General features: G+C 44.7%; 17 protein-coding genes, 2 tRNA genes, 2 rRNA genes and 2 pseudogenes. 10 read left to right on the top strand and 13 right to left on the bottom strand.

The annotated features are described in order from the left end of the window. Positions 1-233: 233 nt before the first annotated feature. The 4 genes from ITG10_RS11100 to ITG10_RS11085 all read left to right on the top strand — a co-directional run bounded on the left by ITG10_RS11100 (position 234) and on the right by ITG10_RS11085 (position 3,272). Positions 234-977, top strand: a complete 744-nt coding sequence (locus ITG10_RS11100) for a copper homeostasis protein CutC (RefSeq protein WP_017632985.1) — start codon at positions 234-236, stop codon at positions 975-977. A 100-nt stretch (positions 978-1,077) separates the two neighbouring features. After that, a complete protein-coding gene (locus ITG10_RS11095; RefSeq protein ID WP_017632984.1) occupies positions 1,078-2,019 on the top strand; it encodes a LysR family transcriptional regulator in 942 nt (313 codons plus the stop codon). Positions 2,020-2,135: 116 nt separating this feature from the next. Continuing rightward, positions 2,136-2,687, top strand: a complete 552-nt coding sequence (locus ITG10_RS11090) for a porin family protein (RefSeq protein ID WP_017632983.1) — start codon at positions 2,136-2,138, stop codon at positions 2,685-2,687. A 93-nt stretch (positions 2,688-2,780) separates the two neighbouring features. Further along, positions 2,781-3,272: a hypothetical protein gene (locus tag ITG10_RS11085; RefSeq protein ID WP_017632982.1), complete on the top strand. Its 492-nt coding sequence runs from the start codon at positions 2,781-2,783 to the stop codon at positions 3,270-3,272. 26 nt (positions 3,273-3,298) lie between these two features. Here ITG10_RS11085 and phoU read toward each other — a convergent pair whose 3' ends face one another. The 4 genes from phoU to ITG10_RS11065 form a co-directional block, all read right to left on the bottom strand. Further along, positions 3,299-3,997 (bottom strand): phosphate signaling complex protein PhoU, encoded by a 699-nt coding sequence (gene phoU, locus ITG10_RS11080; RefSeq protein ID WP_017632981.1) that lies wholly within the window; start codon positions 3,995-3,997, stop codon positions 3,299-3,301. A 75-nt stretch (positions 3,998-4,072) separates the two neighbouring features. Next, entirely contained in the window at positions 4,073-4,891 is an 819-nt protein-coding gene (gene pstB / locus ITG10_RS11075) for a phosphate ABC transporter ATP-binding protein PstB (protein ID WP_017632980.1), read from the bottom strand. A gap of 1 nt (position 4,892) precedes the next feature. After that, positions 4,893-6,587, bottom strand: a complete 1,695-nt coding sequence (gene pstA / locus ITG10_RS11070) for a phosphate ABC transporter permease PstA (RefSeq protein ID WP_248386393.1) — start codon at positions 6,585-6,587, stop codon at positions 4,893-4,895. Between the two features lie 44 nt (positions 6,588-6,631). Beyond that, positions 6,632-8,860 (bottom strand): ABC transporter permease subunit, encoded by a 2,229-nt coding sequence (locus tag ITG10_RS11065; protein ID WP_248386392.1) that lies wholly within the window; start codon positions 8,858-8,860, stop codon positions 6,632-6,634. Between the two features lie 203 nt (positions 8,861-9,063). Between ITG10_RS11065 and ppk1 the strand changes: the two genes are divergently transcribed. Together ppk1 and ppx are read left to right on the top strand one after the other, a co-directional pair. Continuing rightward, positions 9,064-11,163 (top strand): polyphosphate kinase 1, encoded by a 2,100-nt coding sequence (gene ppk1, locus ITG10_RS11060; protein ID WP_248386391.1) that lies wholly within the window; start codon positions 9,064-9,066, stop codon positions 11,161-11,163. Continuing rightward, positions 11,150-12,733: an exopolyphosphatase gene (gene ppx / locus ITG10_RS11055; protein ID WP_282575735.1), complete on the top strand. Its 1,584-nt coding sequence runs from the start codon at positions 11,150-11,152 to the stop codon at positions 12,731-12,733. The genes ppk1 and ppx overlap by 14 nt, the downstream gene beginning before the upstream one ends. A gap of 16 nt (positions 12,734-12,749) precedes the next feature. Here ppx and ITG10_RS11050 read toward each other — a convergent pair whose 3' ends face one another. Genes ITG10_RS11050 through phoB form a run of 3 tightly spaced genes read right to left on the bottom strand, consistent with a single transcriptional unit; the run spans position 12,750 to position 15,745 of the window. Further along, on the bottom strand, positions 12,750-13,706 hold the full coding sequence (locus ITG10_RS11050) for a phosphate ABC transporter substrate-binding protein PstS family protein (protein WP_026084462.1): 957 nt from the start codon (positions 13,704-13,706) through the stop codon (positions 12,750-12,752). 17 nt (positions 13,707-13,723) lie between these two features. Beyond that, entirely contained in the window at positions 13,724-15,022 is a 1,299-nt protein-coding gene (gene phoR / locus ITG10_RS11045) for a phosphate regulon sensor histidine kinase PhoR (RefSeq protein ID WP_017632976.1), read from the bottom strand. 33 nt (positions 15,023-15,055) lie between these two features. Then, the gene (gene phoB, locus ITG10_RS11040) at positions 15,056-15,745 is read right to left on the bottom strand and encodes a phosphate regulon transcriptional regulator PhoB (protein ID WP_004735064.1); all 690 of its coding nucleotides are present in this window, start codon (positions 15,743-15,745) and stop codon (positions 15,056-15,058) included. 194 nt (positions 15,746-15,939) lie between these two features. Here phoB and rdgC point away from each other — a divergent pair, with 194 nt between their 5' ends. The 4 genes and pseudogenes from rdgC to ITG10_RS11020 all read left to right on the top strand — a co-directional run bounded on the left by rdgC (position 15,940) and on the right by ITG10_RS11020 (position 20,061). Next, on the top strand, positions 15,940-16,854 hold the full coding sequence (gene rdgC, locus ITG10_RS11035) for a recombination-associated protein RdgC (RefSeq protein ID WP_048669223.1): 915 nt from the start codon (positions 15,940-15,942) through the stop codon (positions 16,852-16,854). A 205-nt stretch (positions 16,855-17,059) separates the two neighbouring features. Beyond that, complete coding sequence (gene yegQ / locus ITG10_RS11030) at positions 17,060-18,463, top strand: tRNA 5-hydroxyuridine modification protein YegQ (RefSeq protein ID WP_017632975.1); 1,404 nt, start codon at positions 17,060-17,062, stop codon at positions 18,461-18,463. A gap of 28 nt (positions 18,464-18,491) precedes the next feature. Further along, entirely contained in the window at positions 18,492-18,746 is a 255-nt protein-coding gene (locus tag ITG10_RS11025; RefSeq protein WP_004740368.1) for a YfhL family 4Fe-4S dicluster ferredoxin, read from the top strand. A gap of 106 nt (positions 18,747-18,852) precedes the next feature. Then, a pseudogene (locus tag ITG10_RS11020) lies at positions 18,853-20,061 on the top strand (IS256 family transposase). Between the two features lie 38 nt (positions 20,062-20,099). Here ITG10_RS11020 and ITG10_RS11015 read toward each other — a convergent pair. The 6 genes and pseudogenes from ITG10_RS11015 to ITG10_RS10990 form a co-directional block, all read right to left on the bottom strand. Then, a pseudogene (locus ITG10_RS11015) lies at positions 20,100-20,403 on the bottom strand (hypothetical protein). A 274-nt stretch (positions 20,404-20,677) separates the two neighbouring features. Continuing rightward, complete coding sequence (gene mepA, locus ITG10_RS11010; RefSeq protein ID WP_248386833.1) at positions 20,678-21,517, bottom strand: penicillin-insensitive murein endopeptidase; 840 nt, start codon at positions 21,515-21,517, stop codon at positions 20,678-20,680. A gap of 187 nt (positions 21,518-21,704) precedes the next feature. Next, positions 21,705-21,781, bottom strand: a tRNA-Trp gene (locus ITG10_RS11005). Between the two features lie 35 nt (positions 21,782-21,816). Continuing rightward, positions 21,817-21,893: transfer RNA gene (locus ITG10_RS11000), tRNA-Asp, on the bottom strand. 80 nt (positions 21,894-21,973) lie between these two features. Beyond that, a 5S ribosomal RNA gene (gene rrf / locus ITG10_RS10995) occupies positions 21,974-22,089 on the bottom strand. A gap of 93 nt (positions 22,090-22,182) precedes the next feature. After that, a 23S ribosomal RNA gene (locus ITG10_RS10990) occupies positions 22,183-25,066 on the bottom strand. Positions 25,067-25,323 lie beyond the last annotated feature (257 nt).

The raw sequence follows: 25,323 nt of genomic DNA, 5'->3' as shown, positions 1-25,323 counted from the left end.
AGCGCACCGCCAATCAGTTAAGAAGTAAAGTCTTATTCAAAGCCCGAAGTTAACGCTTCGGGCTTTTTGTTTTTACGCACTTTAGCAACAATTAAATCTATACTCTTTTTCACAATAAATAGAGGTAACCGCAAAGCCAAACTTTACCCCTATTTTCCTCTACTGCTACCTATTCAGAATCGTCTCAAGATTGCTATGATTTCCTCAGTCTCAATTTGAACGAGTAAAGTATCATGAACATCGAAATTGAAGTTTGTATCGATAACCTAGAATCCCTACACAATGCCCTAGCAGGCGGAGCTAATCGTATTGAGCTCTGCTCTTCACTAGCACTTGGTGGATTGACTCCGAGCTTCGGAATGATGAAGCAAGCCGCTCGTATCTCGTCGGTTCCCGTGTATGCAATGATTCGCCCAAGACAAGGTGACTTCATCTTCGATAATGACGATATGATGTGCATGCTTGATGATATCCAAGCCGCAGCTGATGCTGGCTTAGATGGTGTGGTGTTAGGTGTGCTTACCGCTCAAGGTGAAATAGACATGGTTGCGATGAACACACTAACCTCAAAAGCCCACCAGCTAAAGCTTGGCGTAACCTTTCATCGTGCTATCGACCAACTTAAGGATTACCAAAAGGCTCTAGAACAGATTATCGAGCTAGGTTGTGAACGTGTTTTAACTTCAGGCTTAGCAAGTAACGCAGAGCAAGGAAAAGACATTCTCAAGAAAATGGTTACGCTCACTCAAAGCCGCTTAGATATTATGGCTGGGGCAGGCGTTACCGCTGAAAATGGCCGAGAAATTCTCAAGCACACTAACGTTCAAGCGCTGCACCTCTCCGGTAAGTCGACAAGACCAAGCCTCATGACACAAGCTTCTCAAGCTCAAATGGGGCACGACGACGTAGACGACTACTTAATCCCAGTAACGAGCACAGCAAAGATTCAAGACCTGATAGCATCCCTCAACAAATAGATAAGCACCGAGAGCTGACGAAATCCCAACACAACATGGCTAGTAAAAGCCTAGAAGTCACGTATATTAATAGACTCGATATGGCGACTCATGGAATGTTATGGCTAAGGATCTATTCAGCTCTCTCGACTTAAACTTGTTACGTACCTTTCTGATTGTTTACCAAGAGAAAAACACCAGAAAAGCAGCGGAACGTTTGTTCGTATCTCAGCCAGCGGTGAGCCAAGCCTTACAGAAACTTCGCCATCATTTCTCCGATGATCTGTTTGTCAAAGTTCATGGCGGTTTACAAGCCACAGCATTTTGCGAGCAATTAGCGAATGAAATCACCCCTCACTTAGACGGCTTAATGAATGCAGTTAACTCCTCAAGCGTATTCGATCCAAAAGCCATCGATTACCCTATAAAAATAGCACTATCTCCAGTCGTACTGTCTTGCTTATCAGGAGCCTTGTACAAAGAAATTATGACCCAAGCTCCAAACTCACAGCTTGAGTTAATGAGTTGGACTTCATCATCAGCAAACGATATTCAAAAAGGGGAAGTTTTACTCGGGGTAGCTTATCAACTGCCAAACCATTCGAAAGAGATCTATGCCAAGCAATTGGTAGAGGTGACTGGACGCCTGATTGTTAGAAAAGATCATCCGATACAAAAGACTTTAGTAACTCCACAAGAGTTAGCGGGGTACGATATCGCATCATTAATATCCCCAGGTTGGAACGACAACTTCAGTCGAGCCTCCCAAATTCTAGGCGACCTTTCCATCCCACATAAGATAGGGTTTCGCTCTGAAATCATCATGGCTATTATCGACGTATTAGACAACTCGGATATGTACTTACCACATTCAAACTTATTCCCTGTCGACAACTACCCTAGCCTAAGAGCCATCGATGTATTGATTTCAGATGATTACAAGAAGGTTGCTGTCTACAGTCATATCCATACCAAGAACCGGAACAACCCTCTTTTACTCTGGTTATTCGATGTAATTCAAAATGCATTGAAGATGCAGCTTAATAAGAATAGCTTATCATAGGTATATAAATACCTACTTAGAATAACAATAAAACACTGTTTAATATTAGCTCTATCAAACGGATACTGAACTACGAAGGATCGTGCAGTTAAAGTTAACCCTAAATAGAGACTAATATGAAAATTGCACTTACTACCCTAATTTCAGCTTCACTACTTTCTGTACCTGCTCTTGCAAACAGTTTCGAAAGCCAACACCGCGTAGGTCTCGGTTACAGCCAAACCCAAGTTGCCGACTGGATTAGCGACGATACTGTTGATTGGGGTAACGGCATCAAGCTTGAATATGGTTACGAGTTTAACCGTATTGTCGGCATCAACGTTTCTTACGCCACTAATAGTGACGATGAAAATGTCGGAGGCGTAAAAGCCGATATCGATGGTTCTAAGTTTCAAGTTGATGCGGACATCGGTTACAAATTTGACTTAGATGGCTTCTCTTTGAAACCTTATGGTGTTCTCGGATTAGCTCGTCAAAGCGAAGATAATTCTATTAGCTATTCAGGTGAAAAGTGGACGGAATCATACAACGATACCAGCTTCGTCGTTGGTCTAGGTGGTCGCGCTGAATTTGGTCAACACCTATACACTGATATGCGTTTTGAGTTCGCTAGTTACGACAGCATGGATTACGACACATTCTCATGGACTGTCGGTTACCGCTTTTAAAAATTGAAAAGTCAGCATTACGCTGGCTTTTTTACGATCAATTCACAAATAAATATTAGCAGCCACGGACGGCTATATGCTCTAGGTATTGTTATGAAAATAAAAACTCCCTTGCTTTTGTTAACCCTTCTTTCAACTTCAGTTTCAGCAAGCGGACTACACCTATCCCCAGAAATAAAAATCGGGGCCTATCATGGCTTTGGTATTCAAGCAGGAATTACTGAGGTTGCTGATCTTGGAGCTATCTATTTAAGTTATTCAGATATTTGGTATGAAAGCGACCGCTATGATGAAACGGTAAAGTCATATCGAGTTGGTATCCAAAATATGTTTGGTTCAAAACAGACACATGGATTTCAAGCTGAGATTGGATTCGCTGACTATGATGGTGAGAAGACACGCTCAGGTGTCACTGAAAGGAAAACGGCGACAGGCTTAAGTTTAGGTGGTGCTTACGTGTATCAAGCTAATTCAGTATTGGCCTTGAGAGCCGGGGCGGACTTAAATATTTTTGATCACAATAAGACTTTCGTGCCTTATAACACCACCATCAACCTCAACCTAGGGGCAATCATACGCTTCTAGATTGATTAGATTTTAAGACAGGACAGCTATCGCAAAACGTCATCTAGGCTTTGCTCTCCTAGGTGACGAACATCTTTGCCTTTTACAAAGTAGATGATGTATTCACAAATATTCTGACAACGATCCCCTACACGCTCAATAGCTCGCGCAGACCACATCACTTGCAAAATGTTAGGAATGTTCTTCGGGTCTTCCATCATGTAAGTCATTAACTGGCGAATTACAGCTTCGTACTCAGCATCAAGCTTGTCATCGAGTTTATGCACTTCAGCCGCCGCATCTACATCCATTCGTGCAAATGCATCCAAAACTTGATGCAGCATGGTGATCGCTTGTCGACACAGTGGTTCTAGAGATACATGGAATTTTTGTTCTTTAGTCGAAGGGATCTCGATAGCACCTTGCGCTATTTTAGAAGCAACATCGCCAATACGTTCAAGATCAGTAATGGTCTTGATGATCGCCATAATCAAACGCAGGTCTTTCGCTGTAGGCTGACGCTTGGCAATGATTCGCGTACATGCCTCATCAATCGACACTTCCATCGCATTTACTTTATGGTCATCACGAATGACTTTTTTAGCTAACTCCACATCATCTTTGTGAAGCGCTTGCATCGCAAAAGAAAGCTGCTGCTCCACTAACCCGCCCATAGTAAGTACATGAGTACGGATAGACTCTAATTCAACATTGAATTGTCCTGAGATGTGGCGACCAAAATGCATGTCAGCTCCTTAAAAGAAATGGATTAAGCCGTTTACATAAGAGTGGCTCAGCTCTATATGGCGTGAACAATCACGTTAGCCATACCTACCAGTAATGTAGTCTTCCGTTTGATTTTTCAATGGCGACGTGAATATTGAATCCGTATCTGAGTACTCGATCAATTTTCCCATATGAATAAACGCAGTGTGGTCACTTACGCGAGCGGCCTGTTGCATGTTATGGGTCACGATCACCACGGTGTATTGCGTTTTTAGATCGTTGATCAACTCTTCAATCGTCAGAGTAGAAATCGGATCCAAGGCTGATGTCGGCTCATCAAGCAAAAGTACTTCCGGCTCTATTGCCACCGCGCGAGCGATGACCAAACGCTGCTGCTGACCACCCGATAAACCAAAGGCGTTTTCATGTAAGCGATCTTTTACTTCATCCCAAAGCGCCGCGGCACGTAATGAGCGCTCAACAGCATCATCTAAATCGCGACTGTTGCTCACGCCTTGTAGCCTCAACCCATAAACCACATTTTCATAAATTGATTTAGGAAAAGGGTTCGGGCGTTGGAATACCATGCCAACACGACGTCGTAAGGTCGCGACATCAACTTTCGGGTGATAAACATTATTGCCGTACAACTTCACCTTGCCTGAGACTCTACAACCTTCGACAAGATCGTTCATACGATTAATACAGCGAAGTAGTGTCGACTTCCCGCAACCAGAAGGACCGATAAAAGCCGTCACCTGCCCTTTCGGTATCGTCATTGAGATATCATCAAGCGCCTGAGCTTCTTTATAGTATAGGTTCAGCCCCTCAATCGAGATGGCTGTTTGCTCTTCGGTTAGGTTGTGCACATCTAAAGGTGCTTGATAACCCAAGGTTTCATTAATTGAAAACATCTTAATCTTGTCCTAAGGTTCGGTACTTTTCACGCAGGTTATTTCGAATGTTAATTGCCGTTAAGTTCAACCCAACAATCACGGTAACCAGCAAAAATGACGTTGCGTAAACTAGAGGTCTTGCTGCTTCTATGTTTGATGTTTGGAAGCCCACATCATAGATGTGAAAACCTAAATGCATAAATTTTCTATCTAGGTGTACATACGGGAACTGCGCATCAACAGGTAGGCTCGACGCTAACTTCACTACACCCACCAGCATTAATGGTGCAACTTCTCCTGCAGCACGGGCCACAGCCAGAATAAGCCCGGTAATAATCGCAGGGCTCGCCATAGGTAAAACGATTCGCCACAAGGTCTCTGACTGGGTTGCGCCCAAAGCTAAAGAGCCGTGTCTCACAGAGCTAGGGATTCGAGTTAAGCCTTCTTCGGCAGTCACAATCACGACAGGCAATGTTAAAACAGCCAGCGTTAATGCCGACCACAACAGGCCTGGCGTACCAAACGTCGGAGCAGGTAAACGCTCTGCATAGAATAATGAGTCGATCGAGCCACCAATGGTATAAACAAAAAAGCCTAAGCCAAATACACCATAAACGATGGATGGCACACCCGCTAAGTTTATGACTGCTATGCGAATCAAGCGAGTTAGCGCATTGTTTTTTGCGTATTCATGCAGATAAATCGCGGCAATGACACCAAGCGGCATCACTACAATCGACATGATAAGCACTAAGAGTACCGTACCGAAAATTGCAGGGAACACGCCACCTTCAGAGTTAGATTCTCTAGGATTTTCAGATAAGAACTTCCAGACCTGCTCGCACCAATGCAGAACTTTCTCTGGATAAGTCATCTGGTTAGGAAACCAGAAGTCTAAGATCTCACTCAGTGGAACCTCGACCACTTTACCCGTCATATCTTCAACAATCAGAGCATCAAGGTTGAGCTGTTGCCTAAGAGAATCAAGTTGATACTCTCCAGAGGCTAACTCTCGACTTAAAGCCAAACGTTTAGATTCTAGCTCTTGTCGCTCTTGCTCGGATAGGTTGTCATTGAGTTCTTTTTTACGCATTTCTAAACGTAATTGCTCCAACGACCAACTAGTCGTTCGAACCGTTTGGTTAACGATCTTTTGAATTTCATCACGTAACGTATCAGCGTGAGTTAAACCTTTGACCAATTCTTTCTCGATGTCATCGGTTAGAACACCGTCTGCACTTCTAAAGCCAACCGGTTTTCCGAAAAAGTAACCACCACGGCTTCGCTCGATCACAGCCCACTCTTTTGGTGTGGTCGGTTCTTTAAGGTTCACCTCAAGAATTGACACAAAGTCCGCAGGGTACAATTCACGGTTAGCGATCTTGATGCTCAGACGTCGAACTAACCCTTTATCGATAATCTCTTGCGGCAGTTTTTTATCCTGCACATTCGACAGTTGTTCAACTGGAATGTACTTACGTTCGTAAAGTTGACCAATTAAACGGTTCTTCGCCATCTCTTGATGTTGAAATGGAACATTGGCAAGGCTTTCTGTTTCATTTACTTGCCACTGATAAAGAGGCGCAGGCCAGAAATAGGTCAACCCTTTCCAACCAATAAACAAAATCAGGCCAAGTACCGACAGCATACTAATACTAACGGCACCACCAGTTAGCCATATCCAAGGAGATCCCGATTTAATCCACTTAAACATGAAGAGGCTCTCTTACTGGTTGCGATTGACGATTCAGATAAAAATTATAAAGCACGGTATTTATCTCGCAGCCTTTGTCTTACCCATTCCGCAATCGAGTTCACGGCGAAGGTAAAGACGAATAGAAGTAACGCAGCTAAGAACAGCAATCTAAAGTGAGGGCTGCCAACCTCGGATTCAGGAAGCTCAACCGCAATCGTCGCAGAGAGCGTTCGCATCCCCTCAAGAATATTCCAATCCATGATAGGCGTATTACCGGTCGCCATTAACACAATCATGGTCTCACCAACCGCTCTACCCAAGCCCATCATAATTGCTGAGAAAATACCGGGGCTCGCAGTAAGCAGAACAACATAAATCAGTGTTTGCCAAGGCGTGGCGCCTAGTGCCAAAGAACCGTCCGACAGGTGTTTAGGCACTGAGAAAATAGCATCTTCTGCGATAGTGAAAATGGTCGGGATAACCGCGAAGCCCATCGCGAAACCAATCACGAGTGCGTTACGCTGGTCAAAATCGATTCCATGGTGATTTAAGAAAAGTTTGATATCACCAGCAAACAGTAATGATTCAATTTTCCCACCAAAGTTAAGCACGACCACTGTAGTCACAATCAACACCGGAACCAGAATAAGTGCGTGCCAACCATTAGGGAAACGGCTCACCCAGTCCTGTGGTAAGCAATACCAAATTAAGCCAACAACCAGAGTACTAAGAGGCAACACCAATAGCAGTGACACAATGGCGGTTAAATGCGTCTCCACGATAGGAGCAAACCATAAGCCCGCGATAAATCCGATGATAACGGTCGGCAATGCTTCCATTAATTCAATCGAAGGTTTTACCACTCGACGCATCTTAGGTGTCATAAAGTAAGCGGTATAAATGGCACCAAGTACCGCAATAGGCACGGCGAACATCATTGCAAACAACGCCGCTTTAAGCGTACCAAAAGTCAAAGGCACTAAGCTGAACTTACCTTCAAAATCATCATTCGCAGAAGTGGATTGCCACACATACTGAGGCTCTGGGTAGCTCTCGTACCACACCTTTTTCCATAACGATGAAAACGATATTTCAGGATATGGATTATCAACCAATGCAAGACTAATAACGCCATCACTCAGCGTTGCGAGATGAAGCTCGTTGGCAGACATAGCCGCAAGTTGTGGCGACTTCTTATAAGCTTTCTCAAACAGAGATAACTTTTCACTGGTCGTATAGTGACTCTGAATCGTTCCATTCTTATAGAAGCTGTAAAAGCCTTTGCGATAGGTATCAGGCAATAAGAACTGAACTTCAGAAGGCAATTTAAAATCACGAATGTGAGTCAGGTTACGCTGCTCTTTGCTCAATACATCAAACCATTGAGAGACTCGCCCATCAAAATGACTCACGAGCAGAGAATAAGCACCTGACAGCAAGTCAATATTCTTAACGGCATGCTGCTCATCACCTAAACTTAAATCGATCACTTCTCGAACCGAGAACTTGTTCGCTTCCGCAGTTAGAACCGTAAGGTCAGAGGCGTTTCGAAGATACAAAGTATGCCCGTTGGGTGTCATTAACAACTGGTCTTGCTGGCCAAACTCTTTCGATAACCATTGAGAATTAATCTCTGAGTATTCACCTGTTAGCGACGCTTGATACCATTTCACCAAAATGCGTTTATTAGATAACTGAGCCACCAGCGTCAAATGATGATTGTCAGTCGCAAATGTTAGCTTCTCAATGCTCAAGCCATCACTCAATGCAATGTCATCTAAAAATTCAAATGGTTGGCTTTTGGGTTGAAGGTAATTAATTCGAGGGCTAGCGGCTTGCCCTTTTACGGCAAGAGGCTTTGAAAATTCAGGTTGAAACAACTGTACTTGGCCTTGGTGGTTGGCAAAGGCAAACCAATTGTCTGCTGGTGTGCTTCGAGCAAACGCGACCGAGTCTTGAATAATGGATTCAGAAAAGTATGGCGTAGATTGGGAGTTATTGAGAGTCCAATAATCGACAGAACCATTACGGTCGATCACTAATGCATGTTGGCCATACTCATCGACCGTCATTGCGATCGGATCTTGTACGATCACGGGTTGGACTTTTTGATCGGTCTCTAAACTTGAGTCAGCGAAGATCGGAAGAATGACCATCGCTAGGTAAATAAAGATCAGAACAAGTGCTGCCAGCACACTCACACCGCCTAATGTCACCGCAAAACGCATAAGACGGTCTTTCAACCATCTTTTTTTATCTCGTTTTTTCAATGAAAGTTCGGCTGCGGCCATCTGTCTATCTACCTTTTTTGAGCTAATATCATAATATTTCGTTTACATGACAATTATATTACAACTCACATTAAACAACTGAAAATAATAGTAAGTTTTATTGAAACTGTAGAGTGAAATAATACCGTAACAAAAACAGCATACTCTGCTCATTTTTTACAATTTGAGTAATCTCACACTCTTTAAGATGTCTAGGATTGATTATGAACGCTGAAAAGCTCTATATAGAAAAAGAACTCAGTTGGCTCTCTTTTAACGAAAGAGTCTTACAGGAATCAGCGGACAAAACAGTACCTTTGATCGAAAGAGTACGCTTTCTCGGGATCTTTTCTAACAATCTAGACGAGTTTTACAAGGTTCGATTCTCGGATGTGAAACGTCGCATTTTGATCAACCAAGAGCGTGGGATCCATGACAACTCAAAGCATCTGCTCACTAAGATGCAAAACAAGGCGTTTAAGTTAAACCAACGTTTTGATGAACTCTACAATGATCTCATTCTAGAGATGGCAAGACGACGTATTTTCCTAGTTAACGAGACACAGTTGAATGACGCTCAAAAGAAATGGGTAAAGAAATACTTTAAGAAAGAAGTACTTCCTCACATCACGCCCCTTCTAATGAACAACGAAATGAATGTGCTTCAGTTCTTAAAAGATGAGTATGCCTATCTGACCGTCGAGCTTCAAAAAGAGCAGCAATCCAAATACGCTGTCATTGAGATACCGACCGATCACCTTCCGCGCTTTGTCATGGTTCCAGAGCAGAAAGGAAAACGCCGCAAGACCATCATCTTACTTGATAACATTATCCGATACTGCATCGATGATCTATTTAAAGGCTTTTTCGAATACGACCAGCTCAACTGCCATGCGATGAAAATGACTCGTGATGCTGAATACGACCTAAGCCACGAAGTCGAACACAGCTTGCTAGAACAGATGTCTGAAGGTGTGGCTCAGAGGCTCAGTGCCCTACCTGTGCGTTTTGTTTATGAACACACAATGCCTCAAAACATGCTGGATTTCTTGTGCGGAAAATTAGGCATCTCTAACTACGACAACCTGATACCTGGTGGTCGTTACCATAACTTTAAAGATTTCATCGGTTTCCCGAACGTAGGTCGTGAATACTTAGAAAACAAACCTTTACCACCAATGTCATGTGCAGACTTTGATGGGTTTGATAACAGCTTTGATGCAATCAAGAATCAAGACATCTTGCTGTACTATCCATATCATACCTTTGATCACATGACAGAGTTGGTTCGTCAGGCTTCATTTGATCCAAAAGTCATCAGTATCAAGATCAATATCTATCGCGTAGCGAAAAACTCTCGATTAATGAATTCGTTGATCGATGCCGTTCATAATGGCAAAAACGTAACGGTAGTAGTTGAGCTTCAAGCTCGATTCGACGAAGAAGCCAATATCGAATGGTCAAAGATCCTAACTGAAGCTGGCGTTCAAGTGATCTTTGGTGCTCCGGGTCTAAAAATACACTCTAAGTTACTTCTGATCAGCCGCCGTGAAGGTGAAGAAATCACTCGCTACGCACATATCGGCACAGGAAATTTCCACGAAAAGACCGCACGAATCTACACCGACTTCTCGCTGCTTACCGCCGACCAAGAACTGACTAATGAGGTGCGTAATGTCTTTGGGTATATTGAGAACCCTTATCGCCCTGTAAAGTTTGACCACTTAATTGTGTCGCCACGAAACTCACGTAAGAAACTTTACCGTCTTATCGATACAGAAATAGCTAGTGCTAAAGCGGGTAGAAAAGCGCAGATCACCTTAAAAGTGAACAACTTGGTTGATAAAGGGCTTATCAATAAGCTTTATGGCGCAAGCAATGCGGGTGTCAAAATTCGCATGATAATCCGAGGTATGTGCTCACTGGTTCCGGGAGTCGAAGGCGTTAGTGAGAACATTGAAATCATCAGTATCATCGACCGATTCCTAGAGCACCCACGCGTTTTGATTACACACAACGCTGGTGACCCGAAAGTATTTATCTCATCGGCAGATTGGATGACGCGAAACATCGATCACCGCATTGAAGTCGCGGCGCCAATCCGTGATGAACGTTTGAAACAACGCATCATCGACATTGTAAATATTCATTTTACCGATACAGTTAAGGCAAGGTGGATAGATAAAGAGATGAGCAACGCTTACGTTCCTCGCGGTAACCGTAAAAAACGCCGCTCTCAAGTCGCCATCTATGATTACCTCAAGCAGGTAGAGAAACAGACTCGAAAAGCTAGGGAACAACAATCTCACGATGAGCCAAGCTAAAAACACTAAGGCCAATACGCCAGAAGATTCCAATAATACCGCCTCACTTGAGGCGGTATCTCCACCTATCAAAAACGTTGCTGCCATCGATTTAGGCTCTAATAGCTTTCACATGGTTGTGGCAAAAGTCATCGGGCAAGAATTGCAACTTGTCAGCCGACACAAGCAAAGAGTCAGGCTTGGTTCTGGCCTCGATGACCAATCAAACCTGAACAATGCAGCCATCGAGCGTGGTTTAGAGTGTCTCTCAATGTTTGCCGAGCGCTTACAAGGCTTTGAAGTCGAAAATGTTCGTATTGCAGCCACCCACACTCTCCGCCAAGCAAACAACGCTCATATCTTTATCCAGCGTGCTCGTGAGGTGCTTACTTTTCCTATCGAAGTGATTCCCGGTGAGGAAGAAGCGCGACTTATCTATTTAGGCGTGGCTCACACACAGCCCGAATCTGACTCCAAGTTAGTTGTCGATATTGGGGGGGGTAGTACCGAGTTGATTATCGGCAAAGGATTTGAGGCGAAGCTCGTCAACAGTAAACAGATGGGCTGCGTAAGTTTTACACAGAGATATTTCTCGAATGGAAAACTCTCTCGCAAGAACTTCTCCAAGGCCATCATTGCGGCTCAACAACGTCTAGAGCCTCTAGCCGCTAAATACAAAAAGAAAGGCTGGGATGCTGCTCTTGGCTCTTCAGGAACCATCAAAGCAATCAAAGAAGTCTTGGTCGGAATGGGCTATGAAGATGCCATTATTACCGAAAAGCGATTAGGCCATTTAATTGATGTATTGTGCGAACACGACACCGTTGAAGAGATAAAACTCAAAGGGCTCACTGAAGAGCGCCAACCCGTCTTTGCTGGCGGAGTGGCTATTCTCACTGCGATATTCATGGCTCTTTCAGTCAAAGAGATGCACTTTTCTGACGGCGCGCTTCGTGAAGGCTTGCTCTATGAGATGGAAGATCGCTTTCAGCGTTCGGACATTCGTATGCGAACCACAGAGAATCTCGCAACCAAACACTCGGTTGATTTCGACCACGCAACTCGCGTAAAAGAGCAAGCAAGCGAGTTCTTACATCAGATATGCGATGAGCTATGCATTAAGAAAAAAAGTCAGCTGTTTGAACTTCTTGAATGGAGTGCTCTATTACACGAGGTCGGGCTGAGTATCAGCTTTTCAGGCTTCCATAAGCATTCTGCGTATCTTCTGCAACATACCAATATGCCGGGCTTTAATAGCGAGCAACAGATGGTCATGTCGATTTTGGCTCGCTTCCAACGTAAAGCACTCAAACTTCAAGAGATGCCCAAACTGAATTTGTTTAAGAGTAAGCACTTGATCAGCTTGATTCGCATATTACGTCTATCCATCATTCTCAATGGTCAACGCAACGACTCTCCACGTCTAAAAACACGCATTGAGGTCATCGAGAAAGATCATTGGAAGATTTGTGGTGCCGATGGTGATTGGCTTGATGAAAATAAACTATTGGCAGCGGACTTACTCGCAGAGCAGGAACTGTGGAGTAATGCTGAATGGCAACTAAGCTTCGATGAGAATCAAAAACCGTAATTGCCAATCGGGGGAATTAGAGTCCTACTTTGGCAAGCTCTTGTTTTGCGTATTCGTGAGGAATAGAAACGTAGCCGTCTTTTTCCACCAACTCTTGGCCTTGTTTAGAGAAGATAAAAGTTAGGAACTCTTGCTCTACCGGAGAAAGCGGCTTGTTTGGGTGTTTATTCACGTAAACGTACAAGAAGCGTGAAAGTGGGTAAGCGCCGCTTAGAATATTTTCTCTTGTGGCGTGTACATATTGCTCCCCCGTCTTAACCACCGGGACCTGTCTTACACCCGCAACGCGATAGCCAATGCCTGTGTATCCAATGCCGCTGATCGACAAAGCCACAGATTGAACAACAGAGGCTGAACCCGGCTGCTCATTGACTCGATTCTTGAAATCACCGCCACACAAAGCATTCTGCTTAAAGTAACCATAGGTACCGGATACGGAGTTTCGGCCAAACAGTTGGAAACGATGTTTTGCCCAAGGTTGTTTAATCCCTAGCTCTTGCCAGCTCTCGATATTTTTAACACCGCCACAGCGCAACGTTTCAGAAAAGATGCCATCTATCTGACGAAAGTTGAGCCCTTTGATCGGGTTATCTTTGTGTACAAATACGCCAATCGCATCGATCGCGACTCTAAGCGCAGTGGGCTTGTAGCCATGCTCTCTTTCGAATGCCTCAATCTCACGTAATCGCATTGGTCGGCTCATTGGCCCCAAATGCGCAGTGCCCTCAGTAAGCGCGGGAGGCGCAGTCGCAGAGCCAGAAGCCTGAACCTGAGCATTCACATTCGGGTAGTAAGATTTAAACTCTTCAACCCACAATGTCGTCATACCCGCCAAAGTATCTGAACCTACCGATAACAAGCTGCCAGAAATCCCCGGCACCTTGGAATAATCAGGAAGCGATTCAACAGTCAGCTCTGCATGAACTGGAGAAATTAAAGCACACGCTAACAACGAACTGATGGGTAAACGCATCCTGCGTATTAAAGCAATCATGAAACGGTCAATCGGTTTGGTAACGTGAAATGGAAACGACTGCCGACACCTAGCTCACTCTGGATTTCCAAATGAGAATCATGGTGAGTCAAAGCATGCTTCACGATAGCCAGCCCAAGACCACTACCACCAGTATCACGTGAGCGCGCCTTATCGACACGATAGAATCGTTCTGTAAGTCGATGTAAGTGTTGGGGCTCGATGCCGTCTCCGGTGTCTGATACATCCAAACAGGCACCTTGGCTTGTTTGATACCAGCGAACCTTAACCGTAGCACCCGGAGGTGTGTATTTGACTGCGTTGTAAACCAGATTCGATATAGCACTTCGCAACTGATCTTCATCAGCTAATACACGTAAGCTCTTATCAATATCAAATTCAAGCTTATGTTCGCGATCACCACTTAAACTCGCGGCTTCTTTCTCAAGAACCTCAAGCATAGCGGGAACGTTCACCACTTCATCCAATTCGTGCATTGGCGCTGCTTCAATTTTTGAAAGTGTAAGCAGTTGATTGACCAGACTGTTCATACGATTCAATTGCTCAGTCATTACACCATGAGCCTTGGTCCACATAGGGCCAACGATCATGTCTGGGTCTTCCGTCATTTCAAGGTAGCCCTGAAGTACGGTCATTGGAGTACGTAGCTCATGAGATACGTTAGCGAAGAAGTTACGACGCATGCCCTCTAGCTGCTTAAGCTGGGTCACATCACGCACAACCATCAGATGTTCACCCTCGGTATACGGCACAATACGCAGTTCAAGCATACGCTCCACATTCAGAGGAGAAGGCATCTCTAATGGCTCAGAGAAATCTTGCTTATTGAGATACTTGATAAAATCCGGAGTTCGGATCAAATTCGAGATCGGTTGACCTGAATCGTCTGGCCAGCGGAAACCTAGTAAATACTGAGCAAGCTTGTTACACCAAACAATATTGCCTTCACCGCGAAACACCACAACGGCATCGGGAAGGGACTCAGCACCGTTACGGAAACGACGGATAAGGTTGGTCAATTCTTTACGTTTGCGACGCTGTCTCTGCTGCATACGATAGATACCGTTGAACAGAGATTCCCAGTTTCCTGAGCCTGAAGGTGGTGTTAGACGCTTCTCATCCCACAACCATGCGGACAAACGCATTTGGTTGTGTAGATGCCAGCCGAGCTGCAATACCGTAGCAGCCAGCAGTAACCAAGGTAGGTAACCGAATATCCATCCGACTAAAACCCATGGTGCGTAAAAAAAAGCCAGCTCCCAAGTCAGCTTTTTCCAGGTTAACTTTTCAACCATTCAGGACTCCGTAAACTGGGCAGCGAAGCCATATTAAGCCTTTGTAGAAAAACGGTAGCCCGCGCCGCGAACCGTTTGGATTAGCTTATCGTGACCTGCAGATTCAAGCGCTTTACGTAGGCGTCGAATATGTACATCAACGGTGCGGTCTTCAACGTAAACGTTGGTACCCCAAACGTTGTTAAGCAACTGCTCTCGGCTGTACACACGCTCTTGGTGCGTCATAAAGAAATGCAGCATTTTGAATTCTGTTGGTCCCATATCAACTGGACCTTCACTCGCGGTAACACGGTGTGATACAGGGTCTAATTTAAGACCTTGAACATCAATCACATCTTCCAATGCAGTTGGTGTTACTCGGCGAATAACCGCTTTCAGGCGAGCCACTAGCTCTTTTGGCGAAAATGGTTTGGTAATGTAGTCGTCAGCGCCAACTTCTAAACCGCGAACCTTATCTTCTTCTTCACCACGAGCCGTCAGCATCACCACTGGGATGTTGCGAGTTAACTCTTCACGCTTCATGTGCTTGATAAAGTTTATCCCGCTACCACCAGGTAGCATCCAATCTAGTAATACTAGATCTGGGAAAGGTTCACATAGCTTGTTTACCGCTGTATCGTAATCTTCAGCCTCTACTGCTTGGTAGCCTTTTTGTTCAAGTACAAAACACAGCATCTCACGAATAGGTGCTTCATCTTCAACGACCAGAATCCTTCTCGACATAATTGAATAGCCTTTGTATTTAATCAACGCATTGCATTATCTGAGTTAATTATGACACTTTTGTGACCTTTGAAAACAAATTTTCATATAACTGTCTCAAACGTTTCACTTTACAACTTTTGATACAGAGCTAGGGACAAATCGAATTAGATCTCATATCATGAAGCACTTCTAAAAAGGTATGAGAAAAATTTATGTGGTTTAAAAATTGCCTAGTCTATCGCTTCAACCGTGATATTGATTTCAACGCAGATCAGCTAGAGAAACAACTTGAAGAATTCCGCTTTACTCCTTGTGGTAGCCAAGACAAACAGAAGTTTGGTTGGGTACATGCGATGGGTAGACACGGCGATATGATGACGCACGTATCAGAAAACCGCATTCTAATCTGTGCAAAGAAAGAAGAGAAAATGCTACCTGCTTCTGTGATCAAAGAATCACTGAACGCAAAAGTAGAAACGCTTGAAGCTGAATCTGGCACTCCTCTTAAAAAGAAAGAGAAAGACAGCCTAAAAGAAGACATCATTATTGATCTGCTTCCTCGTGCATTCAGCCGCAGTAACTTCACTTACGCGCTGATCATGCCAAAAGAAGGTTTCATCGTGGTTGATGCTAGCAGCTACAAAAAAGCAGAAGACGTATTGGCGTTACTACGTAAAACAATGGGTAGCCTACCAGTCGTGCCCGCGATTCCAGAGCAAGCGATTGAAACGACTCTAACCGAGTGGGTCAAATCAGGTGATACACCTCAAGGTATCACAATGCTTGATGAAGCTGAGCTTAAGTCGATTCAAGAAGACGGCGGTATTGTTCGAGTTAAGAAACAAGAGCTAGAAACAGATGAGATTAAGAACCACATCGAAGCCAATAAGATGGTGACTAAGCTTCTTATCAACTGGCAAGATCGTATTGAATTCATTCTGGCAGAAGACGGCAGCATCAAGCGCCTAAAATTCAGTGATGAACTCAAAGATGAAAACGACGATATCCCGCGTGAAGATCAAGCAGCACGCTTTGATGCTGACTTCTCACTTCTATGTGGTGAGTTCAGTGTGTTCCTTCCGAACCTGTTCGAATCACTAGGCGGATTAACTCAACCAAACGCTTAATCTGTGATATTTAGGCTCAGATGTCGATGGCATCTGGGCTTATTTCCTCCCAAACTCCTGCTTATATTTATCTCTCCACTCTCTTCTTAATGTCATTGCTATCTTTAGGGCTATCAACCAAACTCGTTTTAGCGTAAAATTTGCGCCCCTTTGATATCACTTGGTGGTATCAACCTGACTTGAGATCAGATTAGAGAACGAAGCAATGACTACACAAAAACCATTTGTACCTGAACTATTATCACCGGCAGGAAGCCTTAAAAACATGCGTTATGCATTCGCCTACGGCGCAGATGCAGTTTACGCAGGCCAGCCACGTTACAGCCTTCGTGTTCGTAACAACGAGTTCAATCACGAAAACCTACAAATCGGTATCGATGAAGCTCATGCTCAAGGCAAAAAGTTATATGTTGTATGTAACATTCAGCCACACAACTCTAAATTAAAAACATTCATTCGCGACCTTAAGCCAGTTGTCGATATGGGCCCAGACGCTCTTATCATGTCAGATCCTGGTCTTATCATGATGGTTCGCGAAGCATTCCCTGAGATGCCAATCCACCTTTCTGTTCAAGCAAACGCAGTAAACTGGGCGACCGTTAAGTTCTGGTCAACTCAAGGCGTTGAGCGTGTGATCCTATCTCGTGAGTTGTCTCTTGAAGAGATCGAAGAGATTCGCGAACACTGCCCAGAAACAGAACTAGAGATCTTTGTTCACGGTGCACTTTGCATGGCGTACTCTGGTCGTTGTCTACTTTCGGGCTACATGAACAAGCGCGATCCAAACCAAGGTACTTGCACTAACGCTTGTCGCTGGGAATACAAAACAGAAGCAGCAAAAGAAGACGAAAACGGTCAAATCGTTGAAGCAAACCCTACTGGTGTTGAGATTCAGGATGTTGAAGTTCAAGACGAACGTCCAGACAACACACTAGGTCTAGGTAAACCAACAGACGAAGTGGTTCTACTTTCTGAGTCACACAAGCCAGAAGAGAAAATGGCTGCATTTGAAGATGAGCATGGTACTTACATCATGAACTCGAAAGATCTTCGTGCAATCCAACACGTTGAGCGACTAACGAAGATGGGCGTTCACTCTCTGAAGATTGAAGGTCGTACTAAGTCTTTCTACTACTGCGCACGTACAGCTCAGGTTTACCGTAAAGCTATCGATGACGCTGTAGCAGGTAAGCCGTTCGATGAAAGCCTAATGGGTACACTAGAGAGCCTAGCTCACCGTGGTTACACTGAAGGCTTCCTACGTCGCCATACTCACGACACTTACCAAAACTACGAGTACGGTTACTCTATCTCTGATACTCAACAATTTGTTGGTGAATTCACAGGTAAGCGCCGTGGTGACCTAGCGGAAGTAGAAGTGAAGAACAAATTCCTAGTTGGTGATAGCTTAGAAATGATGACACCGAAAGGTAACGTTGTTTTCAAACTAGAGATGATGGAAAACCGTAAGTCTGAAGCAGTAGAAGACGCAAAAGGTAACGGTCACTTTGTATTTATTCCTGTACCAGCCGATCTAAACTTAGAGTACGGCTTGCTGATGCGTAACTTGAGCGAAGGCCAAGACACACGCAATGCATCAGGTAAGTAACTTTACTTAGAAAACTGAGAAGTAAGCAATGGCTCTGTTAATCACTGACAAGTGCATCAACTGCGATATGTGTGACCCTGAATGCCCAAATGGCGCAATCACTATGGGTGACAGCATCTTTGAAATCGATCCTGATTTATGTACTGAGTGTAAAGGTCACTATGAAAAGCCAACGTGTCAGTCTGTATGCCCAATTACCAAGTGCATCATCACTGATCCAAACCACATTGAAACTGAAGATGAGCTACTAGAGAAGTTTGTCATCATTCAAGGCTTGACCTAAAAGAGAAAAGGTTCAACTTACTGTAAGTTGAACCTTTTTTTTAGAGACTGTCCTAAATTCTGTGTAACTGTCTAGACTTAAGCCTTAAAGGCTAAGGATGGATAGTATGGATAAGAAAGCACTTGAAGCTTTTGCTCGTGAAGCAGCTAAATCAATTAAGACAGAATCTGATCTTGATGACTTCCGAAAAATGTTAACCAAGGTGACTGTTGAGACAGCATTGAATGTTGAGCTTGATGAGCACCTTGGCTACGAAAACACTCCCCAAAACCCAGCTCCAACTCACGTAATGGGTATACCAGCAAGTCTATTATCACTGATGATGGTGAAGTGCCGATAGACGTTCCTCGTGACCGTGAGTCAAGCTTTGAACCAAAGCTGGTTCGCAAGCACCAAACTCGTTTCCAGTCGATGGATGACAAAATCTTAAGCCTCTATACTAAAGGCATGACGACCCGAGAAATCGTAGCCACATTCAAGGAAATGTACGATGCGGATGCCTCACCAACCCTTATATCTAAGGTGACGGACTCTGTTCTAGAGCAGGTTGTTGAATGGCAATCTCGCCCATTAGATGAAGTCTACCCAATCGTTTATCTCGACTGCATTGTCGTTAAAATCAGGCAAGATAAACAAGTCATCAACAAAGCTGTTTATCTTGCGCTAGGCGTGAACATGGAGGGTCAAAAAGAGCTGCTTGGCATGTGGTTGTCAGAGACGGAAGGTGCTAAGTTCTGGCTTGCTGTGCTAACAGAGCTACAAAACCGCGGAGTAAAAGACATTTTCATTGCTTGTGTCGATGGTCTGAAGGGCTTTCCTGATGCCATTAATGCCGCATTCCCAAATACTCAGATCCAGCTCTGTATCGTCCATATGGTGAGAAACTCAGTTAGGTATGTACCTTGGAAAGATTATAAAGCTGTGGCTGCCGATCTTAAGAAGATCTATCAGTCGAAGACAGAAGATGAAGCCTTGCTAGCGCTAGAGCAGTTTCTCAGATAAATGGGATGGCAAATACCCTCAGATCAGCCGCTCTTGGACAGCACATTGGAATAACCTGAACACGCTCTTCAACTACCCAGAAGATATTAGGCGAGCAATTTATACGACTAATGCCATAGAATCACTTAATAGTGTTATTAGAAAAGCGATTAAAAAGCGTAAGCTGTTCCCGACTGATGAATCGGCAAGGAAGGTGATCTTCTTAGCGATCCAGGATGCCTCCAAAAGATGGACGATGCCAATTAGAAACTGGCGACAAGCCCTGAACCGCTTTATGATTATGTTCGAAGACCGATTAACTGAATATATGTAACCCCGACAGTTACACAGAATTATTTACAGGGTCTTTTTTTATCCTGACTTTTCTATTGGATAAATATTACAGAAGAGCTCTTTTTCAAATTGATATTCGAGTCGCTCTCGCCAATTGATTGAGCTATAGGGACGAGTAAAAGTTTTCCCTGCTGGTATCAGTCACAAACGCCATTCCATATTGCATCAACTCATAGTGGACATCATTTACAAAGCTAGGGGCTAGTCGTTGTCTGCCCGTCAATTGGTTGATGTCATCTCTTGAAATAGAAATACCCGAGTTTTCTGTACTGAACCTATGTCTTAACCATTCTGAAAATTCCTTTGCACAAATCATAGTCATAGTCTTACCCTTGAATTATCTATCGACGGGTATCAGACTCTGATTTCGCATACTGCACATAAGCCGCATCTTTCACCCCAAAAACACTCTATCCCTGACCAAACCTTGTCAAATTCGTCATTGTTCTTGCTGTTGTCGTTATTGGTTTTGTTAATATCAAACGATGTTCTTAATCTCGTGTTTATAAACTCTAGACAAAAGTGTGACATTCCTCAACTTTCAGAGACGAGAAAGCCAGTGGCATTACCACTGTAATTAACCTCGATAGATGTGATTACTTATTGGATATCAAGGCTAAACACTGACTTGGCATCACTTTAACTTTCTTCTTTTTCTTACTTTTTGCGACTTTTTTAGGAGGAGGTACAGGTATGGTTTTCGGAGCCCAACTTGCAAGTTCTTCGCCACAGCCATCACCTTTTGGAGGGCTAGCTTGAGCAATGCAGTTAGCACTCCCTTCTGGGCACTTCAAGCGAACATGAAAATGAGAATGATGCCCCCACCAAGGCCTGATTTTCCCGAGCCAAGCTCTATCATCTGCATCAGAGTTTTCTTGCTCACAAAGGGTTTGCTTAATCACGGGGTGAACAAAAATACGCACTACTTTTTCATCTTTCGCGGCGTAACGGATCACTTGAAAATGATCATCTGTCCAATTTGATTTGCGAAGCTTGTAGTTAGTAAGATCAACGACACTCACAGGATTAGGAACAGCAAGTTCGTTCACTGAAAGTCTCTCACTTGTCAGTCTTAACCATATATCGATATCTAGCCCTGTTTGATGACTTGAATGACCAGATGAAAAGCGCCCGCCACGGGGCAATGAAATATCTCCTACCAGTAAGTTGGTGTCGAGTTGCTCGCTTGTAGTTACACCTAACCTTTCAATAAACTGAATAGCCTCTGTATGACCATAATAACGCCCTCTCTGAGGGCGAATAATCTGATAGCCTACTCCGTCGATTGGCAAGGCCTGTGCTCCATCAAGGCAACCGTTGGCATAGCTTCCTATTGATGAAGTTGAGTTTACCGTGGGAGTCTTCTCTTTTTCCCAAGTCGTTGCAGACACTAAAAAAGAACAAAAAGTCCCAACTAATACAAAAAATAACCTCATACCAAACCCAAGTAAGCGATGCATATTATTTATACTAGTCGTCATTAGAGAATAGTTGACGATTATTGGTAACTTTTCGGGAATAAACAAAGAGGTATTTGAGATGGAAGAATCTGAAAGAGGGCTATGAAGTATTTCGACGCCAGAAAGCAAAAAGGCTCTAGTCTTTCGACTAGAGCCTTAAATATGGCAGGGGTGGAGAGATTCGAACTCCCAACACGCGGATTTGGAATCCGCTGCTCTGCCAATTGGAGCTACACCCCTATTTTCAGTTTTAAAGAGCTGAAACTCTGAATAAGTGGCGGAGTGGACGGGACTCGAACCCGCGACCCCCGGCGTGACAGGCCGGTATTCTAACCAACTGAACTACCACTCCGCAGTGGACTACTTGTCGTCGCTGACAAGTCGTTCATAACACTTTTTTCTTCACTTTGGAAAAGTGAAAATAAATTTGGAGCCTGGCGATGTCCTACTCTCACATGGGGAAGCCCCACACTACCATCGGCGCTATTGTGTTTCACTTCTGAGTTCGGCATGGAATCAGGTGGGTCCACAATGCTATGGTCGCCAAGCAAATTTTAAAATTCGGAAAACTGTATTTAAAAGTCTCTATTCAAACTCATTCAAGGTCTTATCTTGAGTCCACAAAACCCCTTGGGTGTTGTATGGTTAAGCCTCACGGGCAATTAGTACAGGTTAGCTCAATGCCTCGCAGCACTTACACACCCTGCCTATCAACGTTCTAGTCTTGAACAACCCTTAAGGACGCTTATAGCGTCAGGGAAAACTCATCTCAGGGCTCGCTTCCCGCTTAGATGCTTTCAGCGGTTATCGATTCCGAACTTAGCTACCGGGCAATGCCATTGGCATGACAACCCGAACACCAGAGGTTCGTCCACTCCGGTCCTCTCGTACTAGGAGCAGCCCCTTCAATTTTCCAACGCCCACGGCAGATAGGGACCGAACTGTCTCACGACGTTCTAAACCCAGCTCGCGTACCACTTTAAATGGCGAACAGCCATACCCTTGGGACCGACTTCAGCCCCAGGATGTGATGAGCCGACATCGAGGTGCCAAACACCGCCGTCGATATGAACTCTTGGGCGGTATCAGCCTGTTATCCCCGGAGTACCTTTTATCCGTTGAGCGATGGCCCTTCCATTCAGAACCACCGGATCACTATGACCTGCTTTCGCACCTGCTCGAATTGTCATTCTCGCAGTCAAGCGGGCTTATGCCATTGCACTAACCACACGATGTCCAACCGTGTTTAGCCCACCTTCGTGCTCCTCCGTTACTCTTTGGGAGGAGACCGCCCCAGTCAAACTACCCACCAGGCACTGTCCGTAATCCCGATTCAGGGACCAACGTTAGAACATCAAAACTACAAGGGTGGTATTTCAAGGACGACTCCACCACATCTAGCGACGCGGTTTCAAAGTCTCCCACCTATCCTACACATGTAGGTTCAATGTTCAGTGCCAAGCTGTAGTAAAGGTTCACGGGGTCTTTCCGTCTAGCCGCGGGTACACTGCATCTTCACAGCGATTTCAATTTCACTGAGTCTCGGGTGGAGACAGCGTGGCCATCATTACGCCATTCGTGCAGGTCGGAACTTACCCGACAAGGAATTTCGCTACCTTAGGACCGTTATAGTTACGGCCGCCGTTTACCGGGGCTTCGATCAAGAGCTTCGACCGAAGTCTAACCCCATCAATTAACCTTCCGGCACCGGGCAGGCGTCACACCGTATACGTCATCTTACGATTTTGCACAGTGCTGTGTTTTTAATAAACAGTTGCAGCCACCTGGTATCTGCGACTCTCGTCTGCTCCATCCGCAAGGGACTTCACTGATAAGAGCGTACCTTCTCCCGAAGTTACGGTACCATTTTGCCTAGTTCCTTCACCCGAGTTCTCTCAAGCGCCTTGGTATTCTCTACCCGACCACCTGTGTCGGTTTGGGGTACGATTCCTTACAATCTGAAGCTTAGAGGCTTTTCCTGGAAGCATGGCATCAATGACTTCACTACCGTAGTAGCTCGACATCGTATCTCAGCGTTAGTAGCGGTCCGGATTTACCTAAACCACCCCGCCTACGTACTTGAACCTGGACAACCGTCGCCAGGCCCACCTAGCCTTCTCCGTCCCCCATCGCAATTGTAAGAAGTACGGGAATATTAACCCGTTTCCCATCGACTACGCCTTTCGGCCTCGCCTTAGGAGTCGACTTACCCTGCCCCGATTAACGTTGGACAGGAACCCTTGGTCTTCCGGCGAGGGAGTTTTTCACTCCCTTTATCGTTACTCATGTCAGCATTCGCACTTCTGATACCTCCAGCAGCCCTTACAGACCACCTTCAACGGCTTACAGAACGCTCCCCTACCCCACATACCCTAAGGTACGTAGCCGCAGCTTCGGTGTATAGCTTAGCCCCGTTACATCTTCCGCGCAGGCCGACTCGACCAGTGAGCTATTACGCTTTCTTTAAATGATGGCTGCTTCTAAGCCAACATCCTGGCTGTCTGAGCCTTCCCACATCGTTTCCCACTTAGCTATACTTTGGGACCTTAGCTGGCGGTCTGGGTTGTTTCCCTCTCCACGACGGACGTTAGCACCCGCCGTGTGTCTCCCGGATAGTACTTACTGGTATTCGGGTTTGCAAAGGGTTGGTAAGTCGGGATGACCCCTAGCCTTAACAGTGCTCTACCCCCAGTAGTATTCGTCCGAGGCGCTACCTAAATAGCTTTCGGGGAGAACCAGCTATCTCCAGGTTTGATTGGCCTTTCACCCCTAGCCACAAGTCATCCGCTAATTTTTCAACATTAGTCGGTTCGGTCCTCCAGTTGATGTTACTCAACCTTCAACCTGCCCATGGCTAGATCACCTGGTTTCGGGTCTAATCCTAGCAACTGTACGCCCAGTTAAGACTCGGTTTCCCTACGGCTCCCTAAACGGTTAACCTTGCTACTAAAATTAAGTCGCTGACCCATTATACAAAGGTACGCAGTCACACCACGAAGGTGCTCCTACTGCTTGTACGTACACGGTTTCAGGTTCTATTTCACTCCCCTCACAGGGTTCTTTTCGCCTTTCCCTCACGGTACTGGTTCACTATCGGTCAGTCAGTAGTATTTAGCCTTGGAGGATGGTCCCCCATATTCAGACAGGATATCACGTGTCCCGCCCTACTCGTTTTCACTGATGATGAGATGTCGATTACGGGACTATCACCGCTATTGCGGCACTTTCCAGAGCCTTCATCTGTCTCATTAAAAGCTTAAGGGCTAATCAATTTCGCTCGCCGCTACTTTCGGAATCTCGGTTGATTTCTCTTCCTCGGGTACTTAGATGTTTCGGTTCCCCCCGGTTTGCCTCCTGTTGCTATGTATTCACAACAGGATACTTACTTATGTAAGTGGGTTTCCCCATTCAGGAATCCCAGACTTAAAGGTTATTACTACCTAATCTGAGCTTATCGCAAGTTATTACGCCTTTCATCGCCTCTGACTGCCAAGGCATCCACCGTGTACGCTTAGTCACTTAACCATACAACCCGAAAGGGTCTTAATGTATGGCAACTAACCAAGGTTTTTGGTTGTCATTAAGAAGGGTTAATTCTCAATGACTGTTTGCCGGACTCAATGTGAATCAAACTAGGTTTGATTCGAATACAAGACACTTGAATGTGTTTGTTGTGTTTACCTAAAAGGTAAACATTGAGAACTTTTAAATTTGATTGAATTACTCGTAAGTAAATCAATCAGTCAGCTTTCCAAATTGTTAAAGAGCTAGATATTTCAAAA

It is taken from the genome of Vibrio sp. ED004, from assembly GCF_023206395.1.
GTDB lineage: Bacteria > Pseudomonadota > Gammaproteobacteria > Enterobacterales > Vibrionaceae > Vibrio.
The sequence above is the reverse complement of the archived record's forward strand: the minus strand, read 5'-3'. Positions and strand labels throughout refer to the sequence as shown.